Here is a 24,431-nt window from a genome sequence, read left to right on the forward strand (position 1 = left end):
GGGACGCGGACGACAGCGTCATCATCAGCCGGTTCTCGCCCTGGTGATCGCCGCCCGTACCGGTATCGGCCCGTCGAAAGCCGACACAGGGCGGACAGGTACGCTGCGGAGAATCAGGCACGCCCGCGCCGGTGATCAGATTCTTCGAAAGCGCAGACGCCATGTCATCAACCAGCCCGCAGCGCGCGGCCTTCGCGGTCGGCAGCACGCTGCGTGGACTGCGTGCCGGTGCGGTGGCTGCGTTGTGCGTTCTGCTGCCGCTGGCATGTCACGTCCTCGCGCAGGGCCATCTGCCGGGCTGGATGCTGCTTGCCACGATGGCGTGCCTGGGGGTGCCGGCAGCTGTGTGGCTGACCGGACGCCGGATGTCGGACAGCCAGGTGCTCGCCGCTCTGGCGGCGGCCCAACTGGCCTATCACGTTGCGTACTCCCTTCCAGGCGCCTGTGCGGCTGTCACCGATTTCTCCGGTCACGGGCCCGCCGCGGGACCGCCACCCGAAGTCCTCGTGGGCGGACAGCTCGTCGCGCTGTTGATCGCCGCGCGGCTGCTGGGCGTCACCGAGCGGCTCGTATGGCACAGCAAACCGGTGCTCGCGTCTCTGCGGCGGCTCCTCCGGTTCGTCTGGCCGTTGCGGCAGTCGGCACACGACCCACGTCCGGTTCCGCGTACGCGTGAGGGCGCCGGGTCGCCCGTATCGGCGGTGATGGCGCGGCTGCACGCGGGCCGGGCGCCCCCGCGTGGTTGGCCCGGATCTTTCGCGCCGGGCCTGTACTCGCTGACCGGGCCGCTGCCCGTCGGCGGTCCCCGCCTGCCCTGACGGGCGGCACACCCACGGGGGCGGCCGGGCATCGGCGCTTCCGTCCCGGCTCAGCCGGGGACCTTCAGAGAGCACTCCCTCATGCACGCTGTGAACCGGCGTGCCGCCCGCGCGGCGGCACGCTGTCTCGTCGTACCCCTGTCCGCGGCGTTGCTGTGGTACGCCGCCCAGCCGGCCTTCGCACACACCGAACTCGTCTCCAGCAGCCCTGCCGAGGCCGCCTCGGAGAGGCGGTTCCCGCAGAGCATCAAGCTGACCTTCAGCGACGAGATGACGTCGCGGTACGCCAAGGTCGCCCTCACCGCGCCGGACGGTGAGCAGGGTGCCTCAGGCGCACCGCAGGTCACGGGCAAGACCGTCACCCTCCCGGTGAAGCCGGGCCTCCCCGCGGGGGTTTACACGGTGGGCTACCGGGTCGTCTCCGCCGACGGTCACCCCGTCGCCGGTTCGTACCGGTTCACCGTCCAGGAACAGGAACAGGAAGGGGCAGAGGCAGAGGAAGCGGAAAAGGAAGGGGACGCGACACCGGCGCCTCGTACGGCGGCTCCCGCCGAGACACAACGCGCGGGTTCCGTACCCGCCCCGTCGCGAACGGGCGAAACGGGCGACGCGACTTCGTCCGATGTCACCACGCCGGCGGCCGTCGGCGGTCTTCTCCTGCTTGCCGGAGGCGCCGTGTCCGTCGCGGTGATTCGAAGGAGGCGTATCCGCCATGTCAGTTGACGCCCGACGCGTACCGTACGCTCCTCTGCTGCTCGGGGGCGGCCTGTGCACGGCGGTCGCCGCGGCACTCCTGACGCTGTGGGCAGGAGGGACCGCGGCGGAGCAAGTGCCGGGTATCCAGGGCCCCGGAGCGCTCACCACGTGGGGTCTGCCCGTGGCCCGTACGGTCGCGAACGCCGCCGCTGTCGTCGTCATCGGCGCGCTGCTGCTCGTAGCCGTTCTGCTGCCAGGCGGCCGGCGGCTCGACGCTACGCGGCTGCGCCACATGACGTGGGCGGCGGTCGCGGCGGCGGTGTGGGCGGCTGCGTCGGCGGCCCTGCTGGTGTTCACCCTGTCCGACCTCTTCGCCCGGCCCGTCGGGCAGGTCCTCGCCCCCGATGTGCTGGCGGACTTCGTGCTCACCGACGCCCAGGGGCGTTCGTACGCGCTGATGACGGGTGCCGGAGCGATCCTCGCCACGACGTGTCCGGGCATCGGCACGACGCGATGGGCCAGGGTCGCGCTCCTGCTCGCCGTCGCCGGACTGCTGCCGCCCGCCTTCACCGGCCACTCCGCGGGGGCCGGGAACCACGACGCCGCCGTCACGAGCCTCGCGCTGCATCTGGTCGGTGTCGCGGTCTGGGTCGGTGGGCTGGCTCTGTTGCTGGTCGCCGCCGTGAAACGGGACGCCGGTCTCGATGTCGCCGTCCGGCGCTTCAGCCCTCTGGCCGCCTGGGCGTTCCTCGCGGTCGCCGCCAGCGGTGTGGTCAACGCGGCCGTCCGCCTGCCTTCCACCGCCGACGTGTTCACCAGCCGGTACGGCCTGTTGGTACTGCTCAAGACGGTGGCGCTGCTGATCCTGGGCGGTCTGGGGTGGTGGCATCGGCAACGCGTCCTGCCCACCGTCGGGGGCGGATCGAGACGGCCCTTCATCAGGCTCGCCGCCGGTGAACTGCTGGTGATGGCAGCCGCGATGGGACTCGCCGCGGCACTCTCCCGTACGCCGCCGCCCGGCGCCGGGACTTCGGCGCTGTCGCCGGCCGAGGAACTGCTGGGTTTCCCCATGCCACCGCCACTGGGCGATTTCCCGTGGACGCCGCTGTTCACCGAGTGGCGCTTCGACCCGCTGTTCGCGTTCGGTACGGCCGCCGCCGCCCTGGCCTATCTCGCGGCTGTACGCAAACTCCGTGCCCGCGGGGACCGTTGGCCCGTCGGGCGCACCATCGCGTGGATGGCCGGGCTCGTGGTGACCGTACTCGCCACGATGAGCGGCCTCGCGGTCTACGGCACGGTGATGTTCAGCGTGCACATGGGGCAGCACATGATCCTCGCGATGACCGTCCCCATTCTTCTGGTCCTCGGGGCGCCTGCGACGCTCGCCCTACGGGCCCTGCCGACCGCGGCGAAGGGCGCGACGGGACCGCGCGAGCTGCTGCTGGCACTCCTGCGGAGCCGCTACGTGAAGCTGATCTCTCATCCGGTGGTGGCGAGCGTCCTGTTCATCGCCAGCGCCTTCGCGGTCTACTACACCTCGCTCTTCGAGAACCTGATGCGCAGCCACCTGGGTCACACGGTGATGCTGGTGCACTTCCTCGCTGTGGGGCTGCTGTTCTTCTGGGTGATCATCGGGGTGGATCCCGGACCACGCCGACCGCCCTACCTGGGCAGGCTGTTCGTACTGATCCTGACCATGCCGTTCCACTCCTGGTTCAGCATCTCCGTCATGAGCTCGACGGACATCATCGGCGAGGGCTGGTGGACGGACGTGGGCCGCACGTGGGGCGCGTCCCTCGCGGACGATCAGTACAACGGAGGAGCCATCGCCTGGGCGACCGGCGACATCCCCGTACTGATCACCACCATCATTCTCGCGGCCCAGTGGGTCCGCTCCGACGCCCGTGAGGCACGGCGGGTCGACCGCCGGATCGAACGCGGCGACGCCAACGACCCCCTGGCGACGTACAACGCGTATCTCGCCAGTCTCCACGCCAGGGACCGGCAGCACCGCGCCGCCGCGTCCGCCCAGGAGGACTCATGAAGAAGCATTTCCTTGTCGCGGCGGCGGTCCTGGCCGTGCTGCTCGTCGCCTTCGGTGTCGCTCTCGCCTACTCCACGGACAGTTCGCCTTCCGGCACCGCCGTCGCCGAACCGGCGGCGGATGCCAAACCCGTTCGCGCGTCGAGCCACCGCCTGACCGATCCCGAACGCAGCGAGCTGACCGTGGTGGAGTTCCTGGACTTCGAATGCGAGGGCTGTGGTGCGATGTATCCGGTCGTCGAACGGCTCCGCGAGGAGTACAAGGACCGCGTCACCTTCGTGGCCCGCTACTTCCCGATGCCCGGCCACCGCAACAGTCAGACCGCCGCGCTGGCCGTCGAAGCCGCCGCGCAGCAGGGGAAGTTCGAGCAGATGTACGCCAAGTTGTTCGACACCCAGGCGCAGTGGGGCGAGGCACAGGAATCCAAGGCGGCGACCTTCCGCGGTTACGCGAAAGAACTCGGCCTCGACATGGGGAAGTTCGACTCGGCGGTCAAGTCTCCGCGTACCGACGAGCGGGTCCGGACCGACCAGCGCGACGGCCTGGGACTCGGCGTCCAGGGCACGCCGACCTTCGTCATGGACGGGGCGACGATCCCGACACCGGGCTCGTACGACGAGTTCAGGGATCTCATCGAGACGCGGCTCGCCCGGTGAACGCGCAGGGGGGAGCCCTTCTCGAAGGGGCAGTTCAGAGTCCGAGGGCGTCCGTGCCCGTCTACGATGGCCGGGTGGGCGAAGAGCCGGTCGAAGGCGGAAGGGACTCCGGAAGTGCGGTGGCTGGGGACCCTGGAAGCCGAGATCATGGACTGTCTGTGGAAGTGGGGAAGACCCGCCACCGTCCGTGAGGTGGTCGACGACATCAACACGCGTCGCCCGGCGGCGTACACGACCGTCATGACAGTCGCGTCGATCCTCCACGGCAAGGGATGGCTGACCAGGACGAAGCAGGGCCAGGCATGGCTCTACACACCTGTCCGCAGCCGGGCGGCGTATTCGGCGGCCCTCATGGAGGACGCGCTGGGAGCGAGTGAGGACCGCCCGGCGGCGCTGGCGCACTTCGTGGAAGGCATGGCGGAAGAGGAAGTGGCCGCGCTGCGCGAGGCGTTGCGCGCCACCGACCGCGACGTCGAGCGGTGAACGCGGCTCCCGCCCTGCTCGGATACGCCGCCGCTGTCGGCGTGCTCGCGCCGCGCGTCATGCTGCGCGGCGGGTGGCCGCACCGGGCACCGGTGCTGGCCGCCGCTGTGTGGTTCGCGCTCGGCACCTCGTTCTCCGTGTGTGTCGCCCTCGCCGCTCTCCACCTCGCGACGCCGGGCGCCCATCTGCACGGCATCCTCTATTCGTGCGGCGTCGCCCTGGGAGTCGGCCCGCCCGACGCCGGCGCGGTACGGCGCCTGGGCGTCGGCGTCTCGGCCGCCGTACCGACGGCGCAGCTGGCCGCCTTCGCCCACCACGCGCTGCGCGCCCGCGCGGCCCGCTCCCGGCACCGCGCGATTCTCGACAAGGTCGGCCGGCCGTCGGCGAGCCTGGGGGCCACGGTCCTCGATCACATGACGCCGACCGCCTACTGTCTGCCGGGCCACCGCTCCAGGATCGTGGTGAGCAGCGGCGCCGTCGACCTGCTGACCGAGACCGAGATCGCCGCGGTCGTGGCACACGAACGGGTCCACATCGCCGGCCGCCACCATCTCCTTCTCGCGGCGGCGCGCGCCTTCGCCATCGTGTTCAGAGGGGTGCCGCTGGCCCGTCACCTGGGGCAGCAGATTCCCCTGCTGCTGGAGATGGCAGCCGACGACGGCGCCCTGCGCCGCCATCCGCACCGGACGCTGGTCACCGCCATGTTCGAAATGGCCTCGGCGGGGGCGGTGGCGAAGGGCGCTGTCCCGAAGGGCGCGTTGTCGGCAGGGGGGCGTACCGTGCCCATACGGCTGCGCCGGATTCTGGCACCGGCACGGCGTACACGTCCCGCGTTCCGGGCCGTTGTGGCCGGGGCAGCCGTACTGATGCCGCTGCTGCCCCTGCTGCTCGCCTGCCCTCCCGGACTGGCTTAGTGGCCTACAGGCGTACGCCCCACATGAACGGCATGCCGCTGCGGGCGATCGACTCGTAGCGCACCTGGGCGCCCGGCTTCGGGGAGTGGAGGATCTGCCCGTTCCCTGCGTAGAAACCGACATGGCTCAGGTCGGTGCGCATGATGATGAGGTCGCCCGGCTTGAGCGCGCTCAGGGAGTTGATCCGGGTGCCGACATTGGCCTGGTCCTGGGACGTACGGGGTATGGAGACGCCGGCCTGCTGGAACGCCCAGGATGTCAGTCCGGAGCAGTCGAAGGAGTTCGGCCCGGACGCTCCCCATACGTACGGCATGCCGACCCGGCTCTTCGCCGCCGCGAACGCGGACGCGCCGCGCTGTGACCCGCTGGCCTCGTTACCGAGGTCGACACGGTCGCTGTCGCGGTTCACCCGCTCTTCCTCGGCCGCCCGCTCGGCACGCTCCTCGGCCGTCAGCGAGTTGAGGAGCGACTGGGCCTTCGCCAGCTTGCCCTGGATCTCCTTCTTCTTGCTCCCCAGTTCCTTACGGGTGTCCTGAAGCGCCTTCAGCTGCTCGCCGGCCCGTGCGCGCTGCTGCTGCAAGGCGCGCTGCTGGGACAGATACTGCTTGAGCGTCTCGGCCTGCCGGTCGCTCAGCCGCGCCATGTCGGACGCCTTGTCCAGATAGCTGTCCGGGTCCGTCGAGAGCATCAGCTGCACCGAGGGATCCAGCCCGCCACTGCGGTACTGGGCGGTGGCCACCGAGCCGAGCTGGTCGCGGAGTTCGTTGAGACCGTCCTGGCGGCGGGCCGCCGCGTCCTGGAGGTCGCCGACCTGCTTCTCCAGCTTGCCGGCCTTCTCCTTCGCCCCGCTGTACTTCTCGGTGGCCTGGGTCGCCTCCTCGTACAGGCGGTCGATCTGCGCCTGGACGCCCTTCTTGTTCGGGTCGGGAAGCGGGTCGGCGGAGGCCGACTGGGTCGACAGCGCCACGGCCGCGGCGGCGGTCGCTGTGAGCACGCCCGTGTATGCGGGATTCGGCTGCTTAGGACGACGGTGGGACGCCACTGAGGCGAGCTCCTTCTTCCTCGACCGCTGCCGGGACGACCCACTCAAGGGGTCCTCAGGCTCCGCGCGGACGCAGCGGATTTGACGGCTTCCCACGCATACTAATCATCTTAGTGACCTGGTTCCAAGTCCTGGAGGGACCAGAACCGTTGACGCGCGAGCCGACAAGGACGTGCCGGGCACGACGTACGCCGTGCCCGGCACGCCCGGGGTCACACCGGCTCAGACGCGGTTACGGGAGCGGCGCACCCACCGGATCGCGGCCCCTGCGGCCACAACCGCGACGCCGGCGACCACGCCGAGAAGTACCCCGTCGATGCCGGAGTCCTCTTCCTCCGCGCCGGCCCGGTGGGAGGAATCCGCCGATGACGGCGTGCTGGTGCCGTCGCCGTAGGTCTCGACGGTCTTGAGCGCCAGCGACTTCGCGTCCGGCAACTGACGGACGACAACGCTGTGTTCGGCGTTCGTGCCCGCGGCCAGCGCCGTGCCGCCGACGGTGTACCCGTCGGCCGTGGCCGTGCTTCGCACATCATCCACGCCTCACCATCGCGTGCCCGCACAACCGCGAGAGACGAGGCCCGGCCCGCGAATCCCCTACGAGGCTGAACGACGCGCCCCACCGGTACGTACCTCCCCAGACAGCCTGCCCGCAGGAAGGCGATTCCGGTGACCGCACCTCGCGCCCGTCCCGCACGCACCACGAGTGCGCTCGCGGTGCTCCTCTCCCTCGTATCCCTGGTCATGGGGTGCTCGGCCGATCCAGCCGATCCAGCCGATCCAGCCGATCCGGCGGCCAGGGCGAACACACCCCGCAAGACGACCGCCACACCCATCCCCGCGCCCGCGCCCGCGAGCATCGAGAAGATCGCGTCCATGACCGGCTGCGCGGCGGAGATGCGTACCGACGCCGACGAACTCCGCGAAGCCGTGTGCGTCACTGCGGAGGGCAACTGGATCGTGACGACTTTCCCGACCGAGAAGCTGAAGCTGACGTGGCTGGACACCGCGAGCATGTACGGCGGTACCTACCTCGTCGGCCCGAGGTGGGCGATCGGTGCCGAGCCTCAGCTGCTCAAGTCTCTGCGCACGACAGTGGGCGGCGAGCTCCAGGCACTGCGCGGCATGAAGTAGCGGGCCGGCGTGCCGGCCCGTGGCAGAGCCGGCGGCTGCGGGCTGTCGGCCGTCCGCGCCAGGTGGTGGCGACGGGCTAGGGTTTAAGCAAGGGCCGATCGGAATGCCAGGAATGTCATGAACCGACACCGGAAAGCACCGGACAGCACCCAGGAACTCCTCCTCACCCTTGGGCGCCTTGTCGATCAGGCAACGGAGAACATCGAACTCCAGCGGGCTCGGGCGGAACTCGGCATGGCGCTGCAGCGAAACATGCTCCCCTCCGAGCTGCCCGATTTTCCGGGCGTCCACCTGGCGGCCCGGTACACGCCCTCGCAGGACGGTCTTGCTGTCGGCGGTGACTTCTACGACGCCTTCCCGATGAGAGACGGGGTGGCGGGGATGGCCATCGGCGATGTGCAGGGCCACGGAGTGGAGGCCGCCGCCTTCATGGGAGAGGCTCGTGCCAGCCTTCGGGCCCTCGCCAGTGTCACGCGTGACCCCGGGGAGGTGTTGACCTGCGCCAATGACTTGCTGATCTCGCTCGGTTGCGACCTGTTCACTACCTGTTGCCTGCTGAGCTTCGTACCGGAGAGCGGCGATCTCCGTATCGCCCGCGCCGGCCACGTCCCGATGGTGTGGGGCACCGACACGGGCGATTCGGGTGTGGTGCTGGACGCCGGCGGGGTCCCTCTGGGGATTCTGCCCGGCCAAAGCTACCCGGTGGTTCATCGACGCCTGACGGAGCCCGGTTACCTCGTCCTGCTGACCGACGGCGTGGTGGAAGGACCCGCCTTCCCGATCGAGGAGGGCCTGGCGGAGGTGGCCGGCCTGGCGGCTGCCGGACGTGGTGTCGCCCCCGAGGTCCTGGCGTCGCGGGTGATCCAGATCGCGGACCGCACCGGACACGATGACGACGCCGCCGTTCTCGTCGTCCGCCACGAGGGGCCGTCGGACGCCCGGTAGCAGAGACAGCAAGGCCCGCCCCCCGTGGCCCCCAGTACCGCGGTGTCGGCGCGTCCGTCCGGCCCGGACCGCTCGGTGTGGTGTCTGATGCTGACGTGGTGGACACCTCAAAACTCAGGCGGCACAAACCCACTGCCTTGACGATTCTGGCGGTCATCGCCCTTTACTACGCGACCGCCCGCCTGGGGTTGCTCGAACAGCTGGTACGTGGCCAGGTCACGCCCCTGTGGCCGCCGACCGGTATCTCGGTCGCCGCCCTGCTCCTGTTCGGTGCGCGGGTCTGGCCCGGCATCGCCATCGGCGCCCTCACGGTCAACGTCACCATCGGCCCCACGGTCCCGTCCCTCCTGGCGATCGTCGTCGGCAACACCGCCGCCCCGCTCTGTTCCTACGTGCTGCTGAACCGTGCCGGTTTCCACAACGAACTCGACCGCTTACGAGACGCACTGGCCCTGGTCTTCCTCGGCGCCCTGGGTCCCATGCTGATCAGCGCGACCATCGGCAGCGGCGCACTCTTCCTGTCAGGGGCACTGCCGGCCAGCGGCTTCTGGCCGACATGGTCCGTCTGGTGGACGGGCGACGCCATGGGCGTGCTGGTCGTCACCCCCTTCCTGCTCGTGGTCCGATGGGCACGGTGGCCACCCGCTGTCAGCCCCCTGATCTGGGCCGAGGCGGCAGCTCTGGCGGCATGCACACTGACCGTGACGTTCCTGGTGACCAACACCACCAGCTCGTCGCTGCTCTTCCTCGTTCTCCCTTTCCTGATCTGGGCCTCGTTCCGCTTCGAACATGCGGGTGCCGCGCCCTGCGCCCTGGGCGTCTCCACGCTCACGATCCTCGCCGCCGACCGGATGACCGGCCCCTTCGACCACCACGATCTCCTCACCAACATGGTGACCCTCCAGGCGTTCAACGGCACCGTCTCCCTCACCGCCCTGCTCCTCACAGCGGTCGTCACCGAAAGGAACCGCACCCACGAAGAGATCGAGCGCCTGTGCGCGCAGCTCTCCGACGCGGTCACGGACCTGCAATCGGGATCTCGCCGCGCTCCCCCCGACGCCTGAAGTCGTGCCGCGCTGGCGCCCCGTGCCCGAAAGGCCCTCCCCGTAGCGCCTCCTGTCGGACCGTCCGCTCACGCACGAGCCCGGAAACGACGAAGCGCCCCGACCGGACGAAGCCGATCGAGGCGCTGAGTCGCAGGTCGGAAGCGATGGAGGCCGCCGCAGCGCCTCCTCGGCGTACTCCAGCGCGTGCTCAGTCTGCGAGGCAATGCCCGCCACGGCACACGCCCACGCCTTCCTCTCGTACAGCAGCGCGCACACCGGCCGGTGCGTCCGGCCCGATGGTCTCGCAGGGGGGGTGGCGATCTCGACGCCAGCTTGTCGGTTTTCGGACACGGTCTGGTACGCGAGAAACGCCAGGGCGTTTCCGGAGAGATCGGTGTCTCCGGCTTCCGTCGCTGCCTGGTGGCTGTCCCGGTACAGCCCTGCGGCGTCGGCTGGGCCCCGCTGCACAGAGGGCACGGGCCTTGGGCAGGTCAAGGTGATCAGGTCACGTGTGGTCGGGGGTCGCTACGAGGGGCCGATGCTGGCGATGCCGGTCTGGTAGGCGATGACGACGAGTTGAGCGCGGTCGCGGGCCCCGAGTTTGGCCATGGCCCGGTTGGCGTGGGTCTTGACGGTGAACGGCGTGATGAAGAGGTGTTCGGCGATCTCGTTGTTGGTCAGCCCGGTGGCGACCAGGGCCATGATTTCGCGCTCCCTCGGGGTCAGCGCAGCCAGGCGGGTGGGCAGGTGCTCCGTGGCGGCGGCGGTCGGCTGGGTGAGGTAGCGGGAGATGAGTGCCTTGGTTGCGGCCGGGGACAGCAGCGCCTCGCCGGCCGCGACGGTGCGGATCGCCTTCAGCAGGTCGACCGGTTCGATGCCCTTGCCGAGGAAGCCGCTGGCTCCGGCGCGCAGGGCCTGGGCGACGTACTCGTCCTCCTCGAAGGTGGTGAGGATGAGGATCTTCACTCCGGCGAGGTCCTCGTCCGCGCCGATGATGCGGGTGGCCTCCAGGCCGTCCATCTCGGGCATACGGATGTCCATCACGATGACGTCGGCCCGCTCGCTGCGGGCGAGTTCGACCGCTTCGCGGCCGGTGTCGGCTTCTCCGACGACTTCCATGTCCTCTTCGGCGTCGATCAGGAGCCGGAAGGTGCCGCGCAGGAGGGCCTGGTCGTCGGCGAGGAGGATGCGCAGGGTCACAGCTGGTCGTCCTTTGCGGGCTGGGCCGGTTCGTCGTTCCTCGCGGCTTGCAGGGGCAGGGTGGCATGGACTCGGAAGGTTCCGTCGGGGCGCAGGGCCGTGGCGAGGGTGCCGTGGGCGGCATGTGCGCGCTCGCGCATGCCGATGAGGCCGTGTCCCGTTCCCGCGCCGTGCTGTCCGGGGCGGGCCGGGTTGGTGACGCTGATCCACAACGTCCGGTCGGTGTAGGTGAGGCGGACATCGGCGGTGGGCTCGCTGCCGTGCTTCTGTGCGTTCGTCAGGCTCTCCTGGACGATCCGATACGCGGTGAGATCGGCCGATGCGGCCAGGGGGCTCGGTGTGCCCTCCCGGTGGAAGCGGACGTCGAGCCCGCTGTGGCGGAAGCTGTCGAGGAGTGCGTCCAGCTGGTCGAAGGTGGGAGCGGGCTGCAAGGACGGTGGCGGGTCGTCCTCCCGGCGCAGCAGCGAGACGGTCGAGCGCAGTTCGTCCAGGGCAGCGGCGCTGGTCTCGGTGATGTGGCTCAGCGCCTTGTATGCCTGGTCGGGATGGCTGTGCATGAGGTGCCGGGCGACGCCTGCCTGGGCGTTGACCAGGGTGATGTGGTGGGCGACCACGTCGTGGAGTTCGCGGGCGATGCGGATCCGTTCCTCGCGGACCCGGCGCTCGGCCTCCTCCTCCCGGGTGCGCTCGGCCTGCAGGGCGCGCTCCTGGGCCTGAGCGAGGTAGGCGCGCCGGTTGCGGACGGAGTCGCCGACCGCGACAGCGACGATCGCGTAGTCGAAGTAGACAAGGGCGCCGAGGATTTCACCGGGTCGTGCCAGCGCCGACGCCGCGGTCAGCCACAGTCCGGCGGCCGCGCCGACGCTGAAGGAGATACGGCGTTCGCGGTGGGTGGCCAGCGTGTACAGGGCGATCAGGCTGGCCATGGGCAGCCACGACCGGTGGGGCGGAAGGATCGGCATGGAGCTGTCGACGATGACCGCGAGCACGGCCACGAGCAGCGGCTGCCGACGCCGCCACAGCAGGAGGGTCGCGCTCAGGAGGATGAGCGCGACCCGGACCGGGTGCGGGGCCTGCCATGTCTTGTCCACCAGTGAGGCCACGATGACCTGCATGAGGACGATCAGCGCCGCGAGCGCCAGATCCTGCCGCCGGGCGGTCGACGCCGCCGCCGCGCGGCTCGCGTCAGGTTCAGTGGGGTGGTGGAGCCATCCGAAACGCGGCATGTCAGCAGTCTCTCTCCCGGGTCGGCGTTGGGCCGCGAACAGCATGATGAGGTGCGGCGCGCAGCGCGCAGACCTCTGCGGTGCGACGGAGAGTGTGCTGTTCTCTCCGCCGCACCGCAGGCCCGTCAGGTCGTGCCACTGTCAGGTGTTACCGCGTCGCAACGGCGTCTTCCTTCTCGAGTGTGGCCTGGGGTGCGGGCGGGCCGATGTGGTCGCTGCTGCTGTCACCCTCCACGGAGAAGTGCGGCAGCCGGCGGTCCAGCCAGCGGGGCAGCCACCAGTTCGCTTTGCCGGTCAGGTACATCAGGGCCGGGACGAGCATCATGCGGACCACGAACGCGTCCAACAGGACCGCGACGGCCAGGCCCACGCCGAACTCGGCGATCAGTCGCATCCCTCCGCCCGCGAACGCGGCGAACACGCAGAACATGATCGTGGCGGCCACCGCGATGACCAGCGCGGTGTCGGCTTGCCCGATGCGAACCGAGCGCCGGTTGTCCCTGGTGTGGGACCACTCCTCGTGCATCCGGCTGACCAGGAACACCTGGTAGTCCATGGACAGGCCGAACATCACACCCACGATGAGCACCGGCACCACAGCCTCGATCGGTCCTGCCGATCCGGCACCGAGGACGGACGAGCCGAAGCCGTGCTGGAAGACGAGCACGATCGCGCCGAACGCCGCGCCCATGGTGAGCAGGTTCATCACCGCGCCGATCGCCGGGATGAGCAAGCTGCGGAAGGCCAGGGCCAGCAGGACGAAGCCGAGGATCACGATCAACCCGAGGAACAACGGGATCTTGCTGGTCAGGGTGGAGGCGAAGTCCGCGTTGCTCGCGGTCACACCGCCGACGTATACCTGCATGTCGCTGCCCTGCTCGGCGGCCGGGATCACGTCGTCGCGCAGCTGGTTGATGAGGTTGGTGGTCTGCTCGGACTGAGGAGAGCTGTCCGGCAGTACCGTGATCACCCCGACGTCCTGGCCCTGCCGCATGGGCACCGCGGTGACCGAGGCCACCCCGTCGACCGTCTTCAACTCGTCGGCCAGTTCCGTGAGATGGGCCTGCGCCTGCGCGTTGGGCGCCTCGGCGGCCAGCACCAGCGGACCGTTGAAGCCGGGGCCGAATCCGTCGGCGAGCATGTCGTAGGCCTGGCGGCTGCTGGAGGAGGTCGGGTTGTTCCCGGCATCCGCTGCGCCGAGCCTGATCGACAGGGCGGGCAGCGCCATGGCCGCCATCACCACGATCGAGACCGCGACCATGGCCTTCGGGCGACGCTGGACCAGGGTGGACCAGCGAGCCCAGCGGCCCTTCGGCTCGCCCGGCACGGTGAACCGGCCGGCCGCCACTTCACGGCGCTGGCGCCGTCCGAGCACCCGGTGACCGAGCAGGCCCAGGATGGCGGGGAGCAGGGTGACGGCCGCCAGAACGGTGAGGATCACGGTCATGGCCGCGCCGAGGGCCATCCCGCTGAGGATGCCGACGCCGAGCGTGAGCATGCCGAGCAGGGCGACGACCACGGTCAGGCCGGCGAAGACGACCGCGCGCCCCGAGGTGTTCAGCGCCTTCGCCGACGCCTCGGCCACGCTCATGCCCGCCATCAGGCCCCGCCGGTGCCGGTGCACGATGAACAGGGCGTAGTCGATGCCCACGCCCAGGCCGATCAGCGCACCCATGGTCGGCGTCGTGTCCGGCAGCGTGACGACATGGCTGAGCAGGATCGTCGCGAACAGGGCCGAGCCCACACCCGCGACGCCGGTCAGGATCGGCAGCGCCGCCGCCCACACCGAGCGGAACATCAGCAGCAGCACCACGAGCGCCGCCCCGATGCCGATGATCTCGCTCAGCTCCGACACCGACACACCGGTCCCGAACGCCGTCCCGCCGAGCTCCACGTCCAGCGTGCTCGTACGGGCCTGGGAGGCCAGGTCCTGGACGTGCTCGACCTGGTCCTTGGGCAGGTCGGCGCCGCCCTTGTCGAACACCACCGTCGCGTACGCGGTGCGCCCGTCCTCGCTGATCTGCGCAGCACCCTGCTGGGTGTACGGACTGGTCACCGACGCCACACCCGGTGCGTCGGCGATCTGGGCAAGGGCCTTGTCCATCGACTGCTCGACCGACAAGGCGGTGACTTGGCCGTCGTCGGTCTGCCAGACGATCGTGCCGCTGTCGCCGGACGCCCCCGAGGAGCCCTTGCTCATCAGGTTGAGCGCGGTGCTGGACTCGGTGTTCGGCATATTGGTGCTGTTGGTGTACGCGGCACCGGCGCTCATGGCTCCGGCACCCAGGCCGACGATCAGCCCCAGCCACAACAGGACAACCGCGAGCCGGTGTGCATGGCACCACCGAGCGATAGTGGACACGAGAGTCTCCTTACGAAACGAACACTGCGAAGGACGCGAAGCGCGGCAGCGCCGACCGAGTCGTCGGCGTTACCGCCGCGCATCACAACGCGGAAAGCCGTCCCCACGACTGCGCGGGTCGCCCGATCGCGACCCGCGGCCCTTTCCCACGCAGGATCAACACTCCCGAAATCCCGCCCTCACGTCGTCGTCCCGCCACACACACCTGCGTCTACCGCGCACGCAGTACACGCACCTGGCACATCGCCTGAAGAGACCGGCGATGGCCCGTGCAGGGGTTCTCACTCAAACCCTGGGCACACCCCTTGTGAGAACACCCCGGTCATGACGGACCCTCACGAACCCGCCCCGGCCAACCCTGGCGGCCCGGCACCCCGCCGCCCCCATCGACCCGGACACCCCGATCCCGGACATCCGCATCGGCTACGCCCGCGGCCGATGCAGCCCAGCTCGCGCTCGGCGCGGAGCGGATTCGCCAGGCAAGTTGCACCTGGCTCAAGCCTCCCCCGCGCGGGCCGTCCAGTGGGACCTGACGTGATCCGTGCCCCACTGGACGGTGACGGGCTGTTGGAGGACGGCTACCGTGAACGGCCGGTCCGCGGCCTGGCCACTGCTGTCGCTGGTGACGACGGTGATGGTGTTGGCGTCGTTGCCGCAGGAGGAGTGCGGCGCACCGATGGCGGTGATCTCTCCTCGGTAGTTGCTGAGCGTGGCGACGATCGCCGCGGTGGGGAGGTCGTTGACGGCCCGGGGCGCGACCTTGACGCAGTAGAAGCCAACGCCGCTGCCTCGGGTGACCGACTGGACGTTCTTGGAGTCCAAGAGTGTGGCGTTGGCGGACACCTTCGCAGCGGCGCGCAGGGGGCGTCGATCTCGGCGGCCGAGGCGGTACCGGACAGGACGGCCAGAGACGTCGCGGCGCCGAGGACGAGCGCGAGGGTGCGGCTGGTAACCCGAGGGGTGGTTCGCATGGTCTTTTCGCTACCTTTCGCAGTCGATACATTGCAGAAAGTGACTATCGTTTCGTGATCGCAGGTCTGCCTACAGATGCCACGGTCGCCAAATCCCCCGAATGGATCGCGCTTCCCGGTGCTCACCACGGCTGCCTGCCGCAACCCTCGCCACCCGAGGGTTCGACCCCGCGGAGTGAACTGCCACCCGTCAGACCAGCCCGGACCCGCGCCAGAAGGTCGCGCCGCGGGCTGGCCTCCCGCCGCTACCGGCCGTTCCGATCCTCCCCGGAGGCCCACGCCGACTTCGCCGCCCTCACCGGCGGCGAAGTACCCGAACCCCGCACAGAGGCCAAGGCCGTAACACACGCTGAGCTCCTGGCCGAGGCCAGGGATGTCGCGCCGCACTGTGGACTGGAGTGCTGGCGTCGCCTTTTGCTCGGTGGGCTACGCTGCGTGGCCATGCATACCGGGACGGCATTGCGCCACACACGGATTGGTGACCCGGTGCTCTTCTGAGCCCCGTACGGGCCGGTGCGGGCCCGCTGTTCGATCGAGGATCTTGCGCTGCTGCGCGTGCTCCGCCTCTGTCGTGTTGATCACAGGCTCAACACATCAACCACGACAGGAGAGTTCATGCCCACCAAGACGCTGCAGATTCCCACCACGGACGGCCAAGCCGACGCCTTCGTCACCTTCCCCGACCGCGGCGAGCGGCACCCAGGGGTGCTGATGTATGCAGACGGCTTCGGCATCCGGCCCGTGCTGCGGGAGATGGCCCGCGAACTGGCCGGGCACGGGTACTACGTGCTCGTCCCCAACCTCTTCTACCGGCACGGCCCGGCACCGGTGATCGAACTTCCCGAGCACATCGGAGAAGAGGTCCGGCCCGCGCTCATGGCCCAGTTGATGCCCTTGATCAAGGCGCACACCGCCGAACGTATCCTGAGCGACGCCGACGCCTACCTCAGGTTCCTCACCACCCAGCCCGAGGTCGGCGCCGGACCGGTCGCGGTGACCGGCTACTGCATAGGCGGCCTCCTGGCGATGCGCACCGCCGCAGCCCACCCCGGCCAAGTGGCCGCCATCGCCGCATTCCACGGCCCCGTGGGCGCGGACGCGCCGGGTGCCTTCGCCGAGATCACCGCCCAGGTCCACTTCGGCCATGCCGAAAGCGACCTGACGCCCGAAGCCCTGGGCGAGCTCAACCGGGCCCTGGACGCCGTGAAGGTCGACTACACGTCCGAGATCTACCCTGGCACCGTCCACGGGTTCACCATGTCCGACACCGACGCGTTCGACCCCGCCGGACTACAGCGCCACTGGGACCGACTGCTACCCCTCCTCGACCGCGCACTGGCCAACAGCTACTGACCGAGTAGGGGCCCTGACCAGCGTAGAAGGCCGCTGGTCAGGCCCCCGTCGCAGAGGCGGATGTGTGGGTCAGGCGTTCTCCGCGCGGATCATCTTGCGCAGACCGCTGCGGGCAGCTGCCAGGTCCTTCTCCAGTTCGTCGACTCGCTCCTTCAACGGCTGAAGCTGGGCAGTCTCCTGTTCAAGTCGCCTGTTGGCATTGGTGAGTTCGGAGATGCGCGCGGTCAGCTGCTGGTTGCCGACCTGGTCGAGTTGCCGACCGAGTTGCTGGCGGATGGCCGCTTCAACGTGTCCGCGTACGCCTTCGGCACAGACGAGCCAGGTTGAGACCTTCGCGGTGCGGGCGATTGTGGTGAAGGTGATGGGCTCGCCGTCGGCCGGCATTCTCTGGACGGCGTCCAGGACTCGCTGCCGTTTCCGGAGGCTGTCGGCCCTGCGGGAAGCCGCGAGACCCTCGGTCGGAGTGCGGGCTGCGGGGCTCCCCTCACGCCAAGAACCACCTCTGGATAACGGCTTGCTGTGCCTGCTCGGCGAGCACGGAGAGCGTCGCCGCGAAGTGCAAGCACTCAGACGACGGCGGGCCGATCATCCTCATCCCGAAGCCGAAGCCCAACGGCTGACGCAAACCCTGAACGAGAGCCCCGGACACTCATCAGCCGAGTGTCCGGGGCTCTTACGTGTCGTGATCGTTTGCACTTCGATGGAGCGTCGCTGGAGCGGGTGCCCGAAATGGGCTCGAACAAGAGGCGACCCCAGCTCCGAAAACCTCTCTGAGCTGGGGTCTATTGGTAGGCCGTGTGGGACTCGAACCCACAACCAACGGATTAAAAGTCCGCTGCTCTGCCAATTGAGCTAACGGCCCCTGACGAGTCATCCACGAGCATAGCCCGCCCGGGGTGGCGAGCCGATCGGGTATCCCCCGCTTGGGGGTGGGCGCCGGGTCGGGGGGTACGGGGACGGGGCCGGTACCGCAACCGGTGGGTGCGGTACGGGCCCCGTCGGGGACGCGGAGGGTCAGCCGTTGCGCTTCCAGCGCGGCTTGTCGTCGCGGCGGCCGAACGAGCCCGTGCCCGTGCCGGTCGTGCCTCCGCGGTGGTCGTCGCGGCGGCCCGAGGGGCGGTCGTGGCCGCCGGAGCGGAAGCTGCCCGAGGGGCGGTCGTCACGGCGGTCGCGGTTGAACGGGCGGTCACCGGTGGGACGGTGCTCGCGGCGCTCGAACGGGCGGGCGCTGTCGCGGCGGTCGCCGCCCGAGGGACGGTCGTCACGGCGGTCACGGCTGAAGCCGCCCTGCTTCCGGTCGTCGCGACGCTGGAAACCGCCACCGGCGGGCCGGTCGTCGCGGCGCTGGAAGCCACCGCTCGCCGGACGGTCGTCACGGCGCTGGAAGCCACCACGGTCGTCACGGCGGTCGTCACGGCGGTCGCGGTTGAAGCCCCGGTCGTCACGACGGTCGTCCCGGCGGTCGTCACGGCGGTCGTCACGGCGCTGGAAGCCGCCACGGTCACCGCTGCCGCCGTCGCGCGGGGTGTAACCCTTCGCGCCACCACGGCCGCTGCGCTCACCGCGGTCGTCCCGGCGCGCGTAGTTGCCGCGTTCGTCGCGAGGCGTCTGCGCCGGTACGGACGCTGCCGCCGCCGCTGCCTCGATGGCCGCCACGGCCTCGGCCGTGACCTCCGCCACCGCCGCCTCCGGGTCGTCCCCGCGCTCGCGCGCCGCGCGAGCGACGAGGCGGTCGGCCTCTTCGCGCAGCTCGCCGGCCCGGCGCTGGAGGCGCTCCAACTCCTTCGTCAGGTCGGCGACCTCGCGCTCCGCCTGCTTGGCGGAGTTGTTCGCGGAGTCGGCCTGAACCTCGGTCAGCGAACGGGCGCCGGTGATCTCGGCGACCTCCGGCTCGAACGCGCCGGCCCCGGCGACCATGTGACGCGCGGCGTCGACGCCCGCGTCCTCCATCAGCCGGAAGATCTGGCGGCGCTGGTGCGGCAGGGCCAGCGAGACGACGACGCCGGACTTGCCGGCCCGCGCCGTACGGCCCGAACGGTGCAGGTAGTCCTTGTGGTCACCGGCCGGGTCCACGTTCAGGACCAGGTCGATGCCGTCGACGTGGATACCGCGGGCGGCCACGTCGGTCGCGACGAGCGCGTTGACGTAACCGTCCTTGAAGTCCGCCAGCGTCCGGGTGCGCGCGCCCTGCGTCATGCCGCCGTGCAGCGCGTCCGCCTTCACGCCCGAGTCGCGGAGCTGCTCGGCGATACGGTCGGCGCCCAGCTGCGTACGGACGAAGATGATCGTGCGGCCCTTGCGCGCCGCGATCGCCGCCGTGACCGGTGCCTTGTCCTTGGGCTTCACGACGAGCACGTGGTGGCTCATGGTCGTGACGTTGCCCTGCGCGCTGTCGACCTCGTGATGCACGGGGTTGTTCAGGTAGCGCTTGACCAGGGTGCTGATCTCGTTCTCCATCGTGGCGGAGAAGAGCATGCGCTGGCCGCCGACCGGCACCTGGTCGAGCAGTTCGGTGACCTCGGGCAGGAAGCCCAGGTCGGACATCTGGTCGGCCTCGTCGAGGATCGCGATGCGGACGTTCTCCAGGGAGCACGCGCCGCGGTTGATGATGTCGCGCAGCCGGCCCGGAGTGGCGACGAGGACGTCGACACCGCGCTCCAGCGCGTAGATCTGGTTGCCCATGGACGTACCGCCGCAGACGACCTTCATCTTCAGGCCGAGCACGTCGCCGTACGGCTGGAGGGCGTCGGCGACCTGCATCGCCAGCTCGCGGGTCGGCGTGAGGATGACGCCGCGGGGCTTCTTCTTCTCGGTGTGGCCCTCGGCGAGAGTCGCCAGCAGCGGCAGACCGAAGGAGAGGGTCTTGCCGGAGCCGGTACGGCCGCGGCCGAGGATGTCCTTGCCGGCCAGGGCGTCCGGGATGGTCGCGGCCTGGATCGGGAAGGGCGCCACGACGCCGTTCTGGGCGAGCTTGCGGACGATGCCTTCGGGCAACCCCAGGTCGCCGAAGGTGATTTCGGGAGTCTTCGGGGTCGCGGCGGCCTCCGCCGCGACAGTGTCCGCCGTGCCGCTCCCGACGGTCGAGTCGATCGAGTCGTCGGACTCGTTGACGTCGTTGACGTCGTTCTCGGGCATGACGGCGTGGTCAGTACTGGAAATGGACATGCGAAATGCGAAACCTTCCGGAGTCTCGGCACGCGCCCAAACTCCGTGATTCGCAATTCGACCGCCTCAATGCGGTCAGCCACGGCAAGGGAGAGTACGCGCCACGCGGCGCTCTTCTGTGTCGGCGCCGGGCAATGATCAAACGATCTACTACCATACGCACCCCTCCCCCTCCCTGGCAAACCGCCCCCGCGCGATCCCCGTCACAGCGGCCCCAACTGCGGCGACGCCGCAGGCTCCTTGCGCATCCCGGCCCCGTCGCCAGGCGCCCTGGCGCTCGTCCGTACGTCCGCCGTCGGCGTCGCCGACGGAGGCGGCTCCGGCGGACCGCTCGGCTCGGGCTGCGCCGGGGGCTCCGGTTCCGGGTCGGGCGGCGGGGGCTCGGAGGGCGGCGGGGTCCGGGTCGGCTGTTCCGCGGGCGGTACGTCTCCGCCCGGCGGCCTCGGCGCGGGCGGCAGCGGCTTGCCGTCCGGGCCCTTGGACGGCTTCGCCGAGGGGGCGCCCGACGCCTCCGGGCCGGCCGGCTCCCCCTTCTCGCCGTGCTCGCCGGGATGCCCGGCGTCCTCCCGCCGCGCGCCGCCCCGGCCGTCCGCCGGCAGGCCCGCTCCGGCGTCCGCCGCCGTACCGCCGTCCGGCTCGGCGACGGCTCCCTCGCGCTCGGCCGAGCGCGAGGGGGCCGGCTTCCCTTCGTCGTGGCCGACGCTCATGCAGCCCGTGGAGGTGGCGACCGCCACCGAGGTGACGATCCAGACGGCGAAACGGCCGGGGGCTGACAACTGGCGCACGCGGGGCACCTCCGGGGGCGTGAAACGGCTCGCCCGCCGAAGGGGGCCCGACGGCACCCGGCGGCAGGGGAAGGATGGCCCTGTTCAACTTCCTTTCCCGTACAAGGGACACGCCCGGCACGCACCCAAGCCCGCCCGGACGACCGCGCACCGCGGCCGATCAGGGCGCCCCCAGCTCCCAGCCCGCCCACACCGCGCCGAGCCCCACCAGCAGCGACCCCGCCGCATACGCGCCCGCCACCAGCGGCTTCCCCCGCTCGGCCAGCCGCAGCGTCTCGTACGAGAAGGTCGAGTACGTCGTCAGCGCCCCGCACAGCCCCGTCCCGACGAGGGCGTACGTCGCCGACGACACCGCCGCCCCGGCCAGCACCCCCAGCACCAGACTCCCCGCCACGTTGACGGCGAACGTCCCCCAGGGGAACAGGGTTTGGTGCCACGACTGCACCGTACGGTCCGTCAGATACCGCAGCGGCGCACCGACCGCGCCGCCCACCACGACCAGCAGCCAGTTCACCGCGCCGCCCCCGGCCCGACCGGCCCCGGCCCGACCGCCCGCCGCGTCACCGTGGCCGTCAGCCACACCGCCGCCATCGCGCCCACCAGCGTCACCACCACGTACCCGAGCGCGGCCGGCGCCTCCCCGTGCCGCACCAGCCGCAGGAAGTCCAGCGTGTACGTCGAGAACGTCGTGAAACCGCCAAGCACCCCCACCCCCAGGAACGGCCGCACCAGCGAATGCGCCGACCAGCCGCCCTCGGTGAGCAGCACCATCAGCACCCCGATCAGCCCGCAGCCCAGCACGTTCACCACGAACGTCGTCCACGGGAAGGCGCCGTCGGCGGTGGGCCACAGCCGCTCGGCGCCGTACCGCGCCGTCGCACCCGCCGCACCGCCCGCGGAGATCACCGCCAGCACCTGCCACAGCCGGTGCCCGGCCGTCTCGGCGCGCTGACCGGGTACCCGTAGATCGACATCGGGGTCGACCGGCTCCAGGGGCAGATCCCGCGGCCCGCCGCTCACCCGTACCCCAGCTCGTGCAGCCGCTCGTCGTCGATCCCGAAGTGGTGCGCGATCTCGTGCACCACGGTGATCTCCGTCTCGGCCACCACTTCCTCGCGCGTCTCGCACATCCGCAGCGTCGGCCCCCGGTAGATCGTGATCCGGTCCGGCAGCACCCCCGCGTACCACTCGCCGCGATCGGTCAGCGGAGTCCCCTCGTAGAGCCCGAGCAGGTCGGGGTCGAACTCCTCGCCCGACTCCTTCGCCGAGGCCGGGTCCGGCTCGTCCTCCACGAATACCGCGACGTTGTCCATCAACCGCATAAGCTCCGGCGGAATCCGGTCAAGCGCCTCGGCCACCAGTTCTTCGAACTCCTCGCGCGTCATCTCCAGCACTCCGCCATTGTCACGCAGGTCACCAAGATCGGGGAAAGGCGGTGCCCACGCATGATCGCCCGTCGCTCAGGGAATACGCGCCCAATGGCCCGCGACGTACGCCGTGTCCCGTTCCGTGCCGCGATGAGAGCGATCAGCCGACTCCAGCGGCACTACCGCTCCCGCGGCGACGCCCCGACCAGCGCCCTCGTCAGCTCCCCGCACCCCTACACCCGCGCGCTCGGCCTCGTCGCCGTCGTACTGCTCGGCGCCTGGCTCGGGCTGCTGATCGTGGGCAGTGTGCGTACGCCAGTCGGCCCCATGGACACGAAGATGACCCTGCGCCCCTCCCTCACGGGCGGCACGAAGATCAACGTCTCACCGCTGGGCGCGCTGGAACTCGACTCGCACACGGCCCCGATCCGCCTCGACGTCGACGTCGACCAGCTCGACCCGGTCCGCTCGCAGGCCCTCGTCGAGCATCCCGAGCGCCTCGCGGGCCTCCAGGACGAGGTCTCGCACGACGTCTCGGCCGGCACCACGGAGCTGGCCGTACGGTCCTGTGTCGCCGTCGTCTCGGGCGCCACCGCCCTCGGCCTGGCCGTCTACCGGCGCCCCCGCCGCGCACTGGCCGCCGGCGGCCTCGCGCTCGCGCTGCTGGCCGTGTCCGGCGCCACCGCGTTCGCGACCTGGAACCCGAAGTCCGTGCTGGAGCCCCGCTTCTCCGGGCTGCTCTCCTCGGCCCCGCAGGTCGTCGGCAGCGCGCGCTCGATCGTCACCGAATTCGACGTCTACCAGAAGGAGTTGGCGCGGCTCGTCACGAATGTGACCAAGCTGTACGACGCGACGTCCACCCTGCCCTCGTACCAGCCGGACCCCGGTACCCTGCGTGTCCTCCAGGTCTCCGACATCCATCTCAACCCCGCCGCCTGGCACATCATCGGCTCGCTCGTGGAGCAGTACCGGATCGACCTCATCATCGACTCCGGCGACACCATGGACCACGGCTCGGCGGCCGAGAACAGCTTTCTCGACCCGATCCCCGACCTCGGCGCCCCGTACGTCTGGGTACGCGGCAACCACGACTCCGCCGACACCCAGAAGTATCTGCGCGGCCTGAAGAACGTCCACGTCCTCGACAACGGCCGCGCCGTCACCGTCGCCGGGATCCGGGTGGCGGGCACGGGTGATCCGCAGTTCACCCCCGACCGCTCCCTGCCCAACGCCGGTGACCCGGCCGAGGAGATGGCGGGCATCCGGCTGGCGTCGGCCATCCGCGACCAGGAGCGGGCGGGCACCCCGGTGGACATCGCCGTCGCGCACAACCCGATCGCGGCCAGGGAGACCGACGGCACGGTCCCGCTCGTGCTGGCCGGCCATGTCCACCGCCGCGAGACCGAGATCATGCCGTTCGGCACCCGCCTGAAGATCGAGGGCTCGGCGGGCGGCGGCGGGCTGCGCGCGGTCCAGAACGACGAGCCGGAGAAGGTGCGCGCCTCGCTGCTCTATCTGGACAGCACGACGAAGCGGCTCCAGGCGTGGGACGAGATCACGCTCGGCGGTCTGGGGCTGACGACGGCGGAGGTCAGCCGCCATCTGCCGGAGGAGGCGGGCGTACCGGGCACGGACCCGTCACCGTCGGGAACGCCCTCGGGAACGCCCTCGGGAGCACCCTCCGGAACGCCGTCGGAAACGCCCTCCGGAACCCCTTCCGGCTCGCGCGTCCCAGCCACCCCGGCAGGCCCGCCTCCCGCCCGATAAACCGTTTTGGCGATAGCTCCCCGCATCGCATATGCTCCTCACGTCCCCGACGCGCTAGCAAGCGCCCAGGCGGGCCCTTAGCCCTCATCGTCTAGTGGCCCAGGACGCCGCCCTTTCAAGGCGGTAGCACGGGTTCGAATCCCGTTGGGGGCACGCAACACCGTGTGCGAGACTCGTCTCGCACATCGCTTGGTCCTGTGGAGCAGTTTGGAGTGCTCGCCACCCTGTCAAGGTGGAGGCCGCGGGTTCAAATCCCGTCAGGACCGCTGTGGCTCGCGAGAGCCGCGTGGCTGGGTAGCTCAGTTGGTACGAGCGATCGCCTGAAAAGCGATAGGTCGCCGGTTCGATCCCGGCCCCAGCCACTCTTCTTCTTCAGCAGATGCCCCTGCCGAGCGCCTTCGGTGGGGGTTTCCGTGTACTCGCCCCGCGAATGCCCGCGAAATGGGTTCGCCACTCTCCC

At 70.3% G+C, this 24,431-nt stretch carries 23 protein-coding genes and 4 tRNA genes; 14 read left to right on the forward strand and 13 right to left on the reverse strand.

The genetic code is table 11. The features are described from left to right. Positions 1-161 precede the first annotated feature (161 nt). The 6 genes from ACIBLA_RS32625 (at position 162) to ACIBLA_RS32650 (ending at position 5,611) form a co-directional block, all read left to right on the forward strand. On the forward strand, positions 162-818 hold the full coding sequence (locus ACIBLA_RS32625) for a hypothetical protein (protein WP_399200723.1): 657 nt from the start codon (positions 162-164) through the stop codon (positions 816-818). 81 nt (positions 819-899) lie between these two features. After that, a complete protein-coding gene (locus ACIBLA_RS32630) occupies positions 900-1,541 on the forward strand; it encodes a copper resistance protein CopC (RefSeq protein WP_399200725.1) in 642 nt (213 codons plus the stop codon). Continuing rightward, positions 1,531-3,558, forward strand: coding sequence for a cytochrome c oxidase assembly protein (locus tag ACIBLA_RS32635; RefSeq protein ID WP_399200726.1), 2,028 nt, complete (start codon positions 1,531-1,533; stop codon positions 3,556-3,558). Before ACIBLA_RS32630 ends, ACIBLA_RS32635 begins: the two co-directional genes overlap by 11 nt. Beyond that, complete coding sequence (locus ACIBLA_RS32640; RefSeq protein ID WP_399200727.1) at positions 3,555-4,214, forward strand: DsbA family protein; 660 nt, start codon at positions 3,555-3,557, stop codon at positions 4,212-4,214. The genes ACIBLA_RS32635 and ACIBLA_RS32640 overlap by 4 nt, the downstream gene beginning before the upstream one ends. Before the next feature lie 114 nt (positions 4,215-4,328). Next, positions 4,329-4,697, forward strand: a complete 369-nt coding sequence (locus tag ACIBLA_RS32645; protein ID WP_363245178.1) for a BlaI/MecI/CopY family transcriptional regulator — start codon at positions 4,329-4,331, stop codon at positions 4,695-4,697. Continuing rightward, positions 4,694-5,611, forward strand: coding sequence for a M56 family metallopeptidase (locus ACIBLA_RS32650; protein WP_399200728.1), 918 nt, complete (start codon positions 4,694-4,696; stop codon positions 5,609-5,611). The genes ACIBLA_RS32645 and ACIBLA_RS32650 overlap by 4 nt, the downstream gene beginning before the upstream one ends. 4 nt (positions 5,612-5,615) lie before the next feature. On the opposite strand, the gene ACIBLA_RS32655 is transcribed toward ACIBLA_RS32650, so the two are convergent. Both ACIBLA_RS32655 and ACIBLA_RS32660 read right to left on the reverse strand, forming a co-directional pair. Then, entirely contained in the window at positions 5,616-6,653 is a 1,038-nt protein-coding gene (locus ACIBLA_RS32655; protein ID WP_363245176.1) for an NlpC/P60 family protein, read from the reverse strand. A 222-nt stretch (positions 6,654-6,875) separates the two neighbouring features. Then, a complete protein-coding gene (locus tag ACIBLA_RS32660) occupies positions 6,876-7,190 on the reverse strand; it encodes a hypothetical protein (RefSeq protein WP_399200729.1) in 315 nt (104 codons plus the stop codon). A gap of 129 nt (positions 7,191-7,319) precedes the next feature. On the opposite strand from ACIBLA_RS32660, the gene ACIBLA_RS32665 reads away from it, so the two are divergent. From ACIBLA_RS32665 to ACIBLA_RS32675, 3 genes are all read left to right on the forward strand, one after another. Further along, positions 7,320-7,784, forward strand: coding sequence for a hypothetical protein (locus ACIBLA_RS32665; protein ID WP_399200730.1), 465 nt, complete (start codon positions 7,320-7,322; stop codon positions 7,782-7,784). Between the two features lie 117 nt (positions 7,785-7,901). Further along, positions 7,902-8,729 carry a PP2C family protein-serine/threonine phosphatase gene (locus ACIBLA_RS32670; protein ID WP_363245174.1) on the forward strand — a complete coding sequence of 276 codons (828 nt, stop codon included), beginning with the start codon at positions 7,902-7,904 and terminating at the stop codon, positions 8,727-8,729. Positions 8,730-8,866: 137 nt separating this feature from the next. Continuing rightward, entirely contained in the window at positions 8,867-9,793 is a 927-nt protein-coding gene (locus ACIBLA_RS32675) for an MASE1 domain-containing protein (RefSeq protein WP_399200731.1), read from the forward strand. A 507-nt stretch (positions 9,794-10,300) separates the two neighbouring features. Here ACIBLA_RS32675 and ACIBLA_RS32680 read toward each other — a convergent pair. The 4 genes from ACIBLA_RS32680 to ACIBLA_RS32695 all read right to left on the reverse strand — a co-directional run bounded on the left by ACIBLA_RS32680 (position 10,301) and on the right by ACIBLA_RS32695 (position 15,406). Continuing rightward, positions 10,301-10,975 (reverse strand): response regulator transcription factor, encoded by a 675-nt coding sequence (locus ACIBLA_RS32680; protein ID WP_363245172.1) that lies wholly within the window; start codon positions 10,973-10,975, stop codon positions 10,301-10,303. After that, positions 10,972-12,201 (reverse strand): histidine kinase, encoded by a 1,230-nt coding sequence (locus ACIBLA_RS32685; protein ID WP_363245171.1) that lies wholly within the window; start codon positions 12,199-12,201, stop codon positions 10,972-10,974. The genes ACIBLA_RS32680 and ACIBLA_RS32685 overlap by 4 nt, the downstream gene beginning before the upstream one ends. A gap of 148 nt (positions 12,202-12,349) precedes the next feature. Continuing rightward, positions 12,350-14,563, reverse strand: a complete 2,214-nt coding sequence (locus ACIBLA_RS32690; RefSeq protein WP_399200732.1) for an MMPL family transporter — start codon at positions 14,561-14,563, stop codon at positions 12,350-12,352. A 495-nt stretch (positions 14,564-15,058) separates the two neighbouring features. Beyond that, positions 15,059-15,406: a hypothetical protein gene (locus tag ACIBLA_RS32695; protein ID WP_363245169.1), complete on the reverse strand. Its 348-nt coding sequence runs from the start codon at positions 15,404-15,406 to the stop codon at positions 15,059-15,061. A 743-nt stretch (positions 15,407-16,149) separates the two neighbouring features. Here ACIBLA_RS32695 and ACIBLA_RS32700 point away from each other — a divergent pair. Further along, positions 16,150-16,887: a dienelactone hydrolase family protein gene (locus ACIBLA_RS32700; RefSeq protein ID WP_399200733.1), complete on the forward strand. Its 738-nt coding sequence runs from the start codon at positions 16,150-16,152 to the stop codon at positions 16,885-16,887. 69 nt (positions 16,888-16,956) lie between these two features. Here the strand turns inward: ACIBLA_RS32700 and ACIBLA_RS32705 are convergent, their stop codons facing one another. The 7 genes from ACIBLA_RS32705 to ACIBLA_RS32735 form a co-directional block, all read right to left on the reverse strand. Continuing rightward, positions 16,957-17,457, reverse strand: coding sequence for a DUF6262 family protein (locus ACIBLA_RS32705; RefSeq protein ID WP_363245205.1), 501 nt, complete (start codon positions 17,455-17,457; stop codon positions 16,957-16,959). Between the two features lie 216 nt (positions 17,458-17,673). After that, positions 17,674-17,749 (reverse strand) — tRNA-Lys (locus ACIBLA_RS32710). 152 nt (positions 17,750-17,901) lie between these two features. Beyond that, positions 17,902-20,052: a DEAD/DEAH box helicase gene (locus ACIBLA_RS32715; protein ID WP_399200734.1), complete on the reverse strand. Its 2,151-nt coding sequence runs from the start codon at positions 20,050-20,052 to the stop codon at positions 17,902-17,904. Between the two features lie 203 nt (positions 20,053-20,255). Beyond that, positions 20,256-20,837: a hypothetical protein gene (locus ACIBLA_RS32720; protein WP_363245165.1), complete on the reverse strand. Its 582-nt coding sequence runs from the start codon at positions 20,835-20,837 to the stop codon at positions 20,256-20,258. 160 nt (positions 20,838-20,997) lie between these two features. Then, positions 20,998-21,351, reverse strand: coding sequence for a fluoride efflux transporter CrcB (gene crcB, locus ACIBLA_RS32725; protein WP_363245163.1), 354 nt, complete (start codon positions 21,349-21,351; stop codon positions 20,998-21,000). Further along, a complete protein-coding gene (locus tag ACIBLA_RS32730; RefSeq protein ID WP_363245162.1) occupies positions 21,348-21,857 on the reverse strand; it encodes a CrcB family protein in 510 nt (169 codons plus the stop codon). The genes crcB and ACIBLA_RS32730 overlap by 4 nt, the downstream gene beginning before the upstream one ends. After that, entirely contained in the window at positions 21,854-22,231 is a 378-nt protein-coding gene (locus ACIBLA_RS32735; protein WP_023540541.1) for a metallopeptidase family protein, read from the reverse strand. Before ACIBLA_RS32735 ends, ACIBLA_RS32730 begins: the two co-directional genes overlap by 4 nt. A gap of 123 nt (positions 22,232-22,354) precedes the next feature. Here ACIBLA_RS32735 and ACIBLA_RS32740 point away from each other — a divergent pair, with 123 nt between their 5' ends. From ACIBLA_RS32740 to ACIBLA_RS32755, 4 genes are all read left to right on the forward strand, one after another. Next, positions 22,355-23,971 carry a metallophosphoesterase gene (locus ACIBLA_RS32740; protein WP_363245161.1) on the forward strand — a complete coding sequence of 539 codons (1,617 nt, stop codon included), beginning with the start codon at positions 22,355-22,357 and terminating at the stop codon, positions 23,969-23,971. A gap of 80 nt (positions 23,972-24,051) precedes the next feature. Beyond that, positions 24,052-24,124, forward strand: a tRNA-Glu gene (locus ACIBLA_RS32745). Positions 24,125-24,162: 38 nt separating this feature from the next. Then, positions 24,163-24,237: transfer RNA gene (locus ACIBLA_RS32750), tRNA-Asp, on the forward strand. 22 nt (positions 24,238-24,259) lie between these two features. Continuing rightward, a tRNA-Phe gene (locus ACIBLA_RS32755) sits at positions 24,260-24,333 on the forward strand. Positions 24,334-24,431 lie beyond the last annotated feature (98 nt).

The organism is Streptomyces sp. NPDC050433 (assembly GCF_044458565.1).
Taxonomy (GTDB): Bacteria; Actinomycetota; Actinomycetes; order Streptomycetales; family Streptomycetaceae; genus Streptomyces.

Excerpts from the sequence above, each read along its gene's own strand:
- ACIBLA_RS32625 (WP_399200723.1), top strand. The coding sequence starts at position 162 with ATGTCATCAACCAGCCCGCAGCGCGCGGCCTTCGCGGTCGGCAGCACG.
- ACIBLA_RS32630 (WP_399200725.1), top strand. The coding sequence starts at position 900 with ATGCACGCTGTGAACCGGCGTGCCGCCCGCGCGGCGGCACGCTGTCTC.
- ACIBLA_RS32635 (WP_399200726.1), top strand. The coding sequence starts at position 1,531 with ATGTCAGTTGACGCCCGACGCGTACCGTACGCTCCTCTGCTGCTCGGG.
- ACIBLA_RS32640 (WP_399200727.1), top strand. The coding sequence starts at position 3,555 with ATGAAGAAGCATTTCCTTGTCGCGGCGGCGGTCCTGGCCGTGCTGCTC.
- ACIBLA_RS32670 (WP_363245174.1), top strand. The coding sequence starts at position 7,902 with ATGAACCGACACCGGAAAGCACCGGACAGCACCCAGGAACTCCTCCTC.
- ACIBLA_RS32685 (WP_363245171.1), bottom strand. The coding sequence starts at position 12,201 with ATGCCGCGTTTCGGATGGCTCCACCACCCCACTGAACCTGACGCGAGC.
- ACIBLA_RS32700 (WP_399200733.1), top strand. The coding sequence starts at position 16,150 with ATGCCCACCAAGACGCTGCAGATTCCCACCACGGACGGCCAAGCCGAC.
- ACIBLA_RS32715 (WP_399200734.1), bottom strand. The coding sequence starts at position 20,052 with ATGTCCATTTCCAGTACTGACCACGCCGTCATGCCCGAGAACGACGTC.
- ACIBLA_RS32740 (WP_363245161.1), top strand. The coding sequence starts at position 22,355 with ATGAGAGCGATCAGCCGACTCCAGCGGCACTACCGCTCCCGCGGCGAC.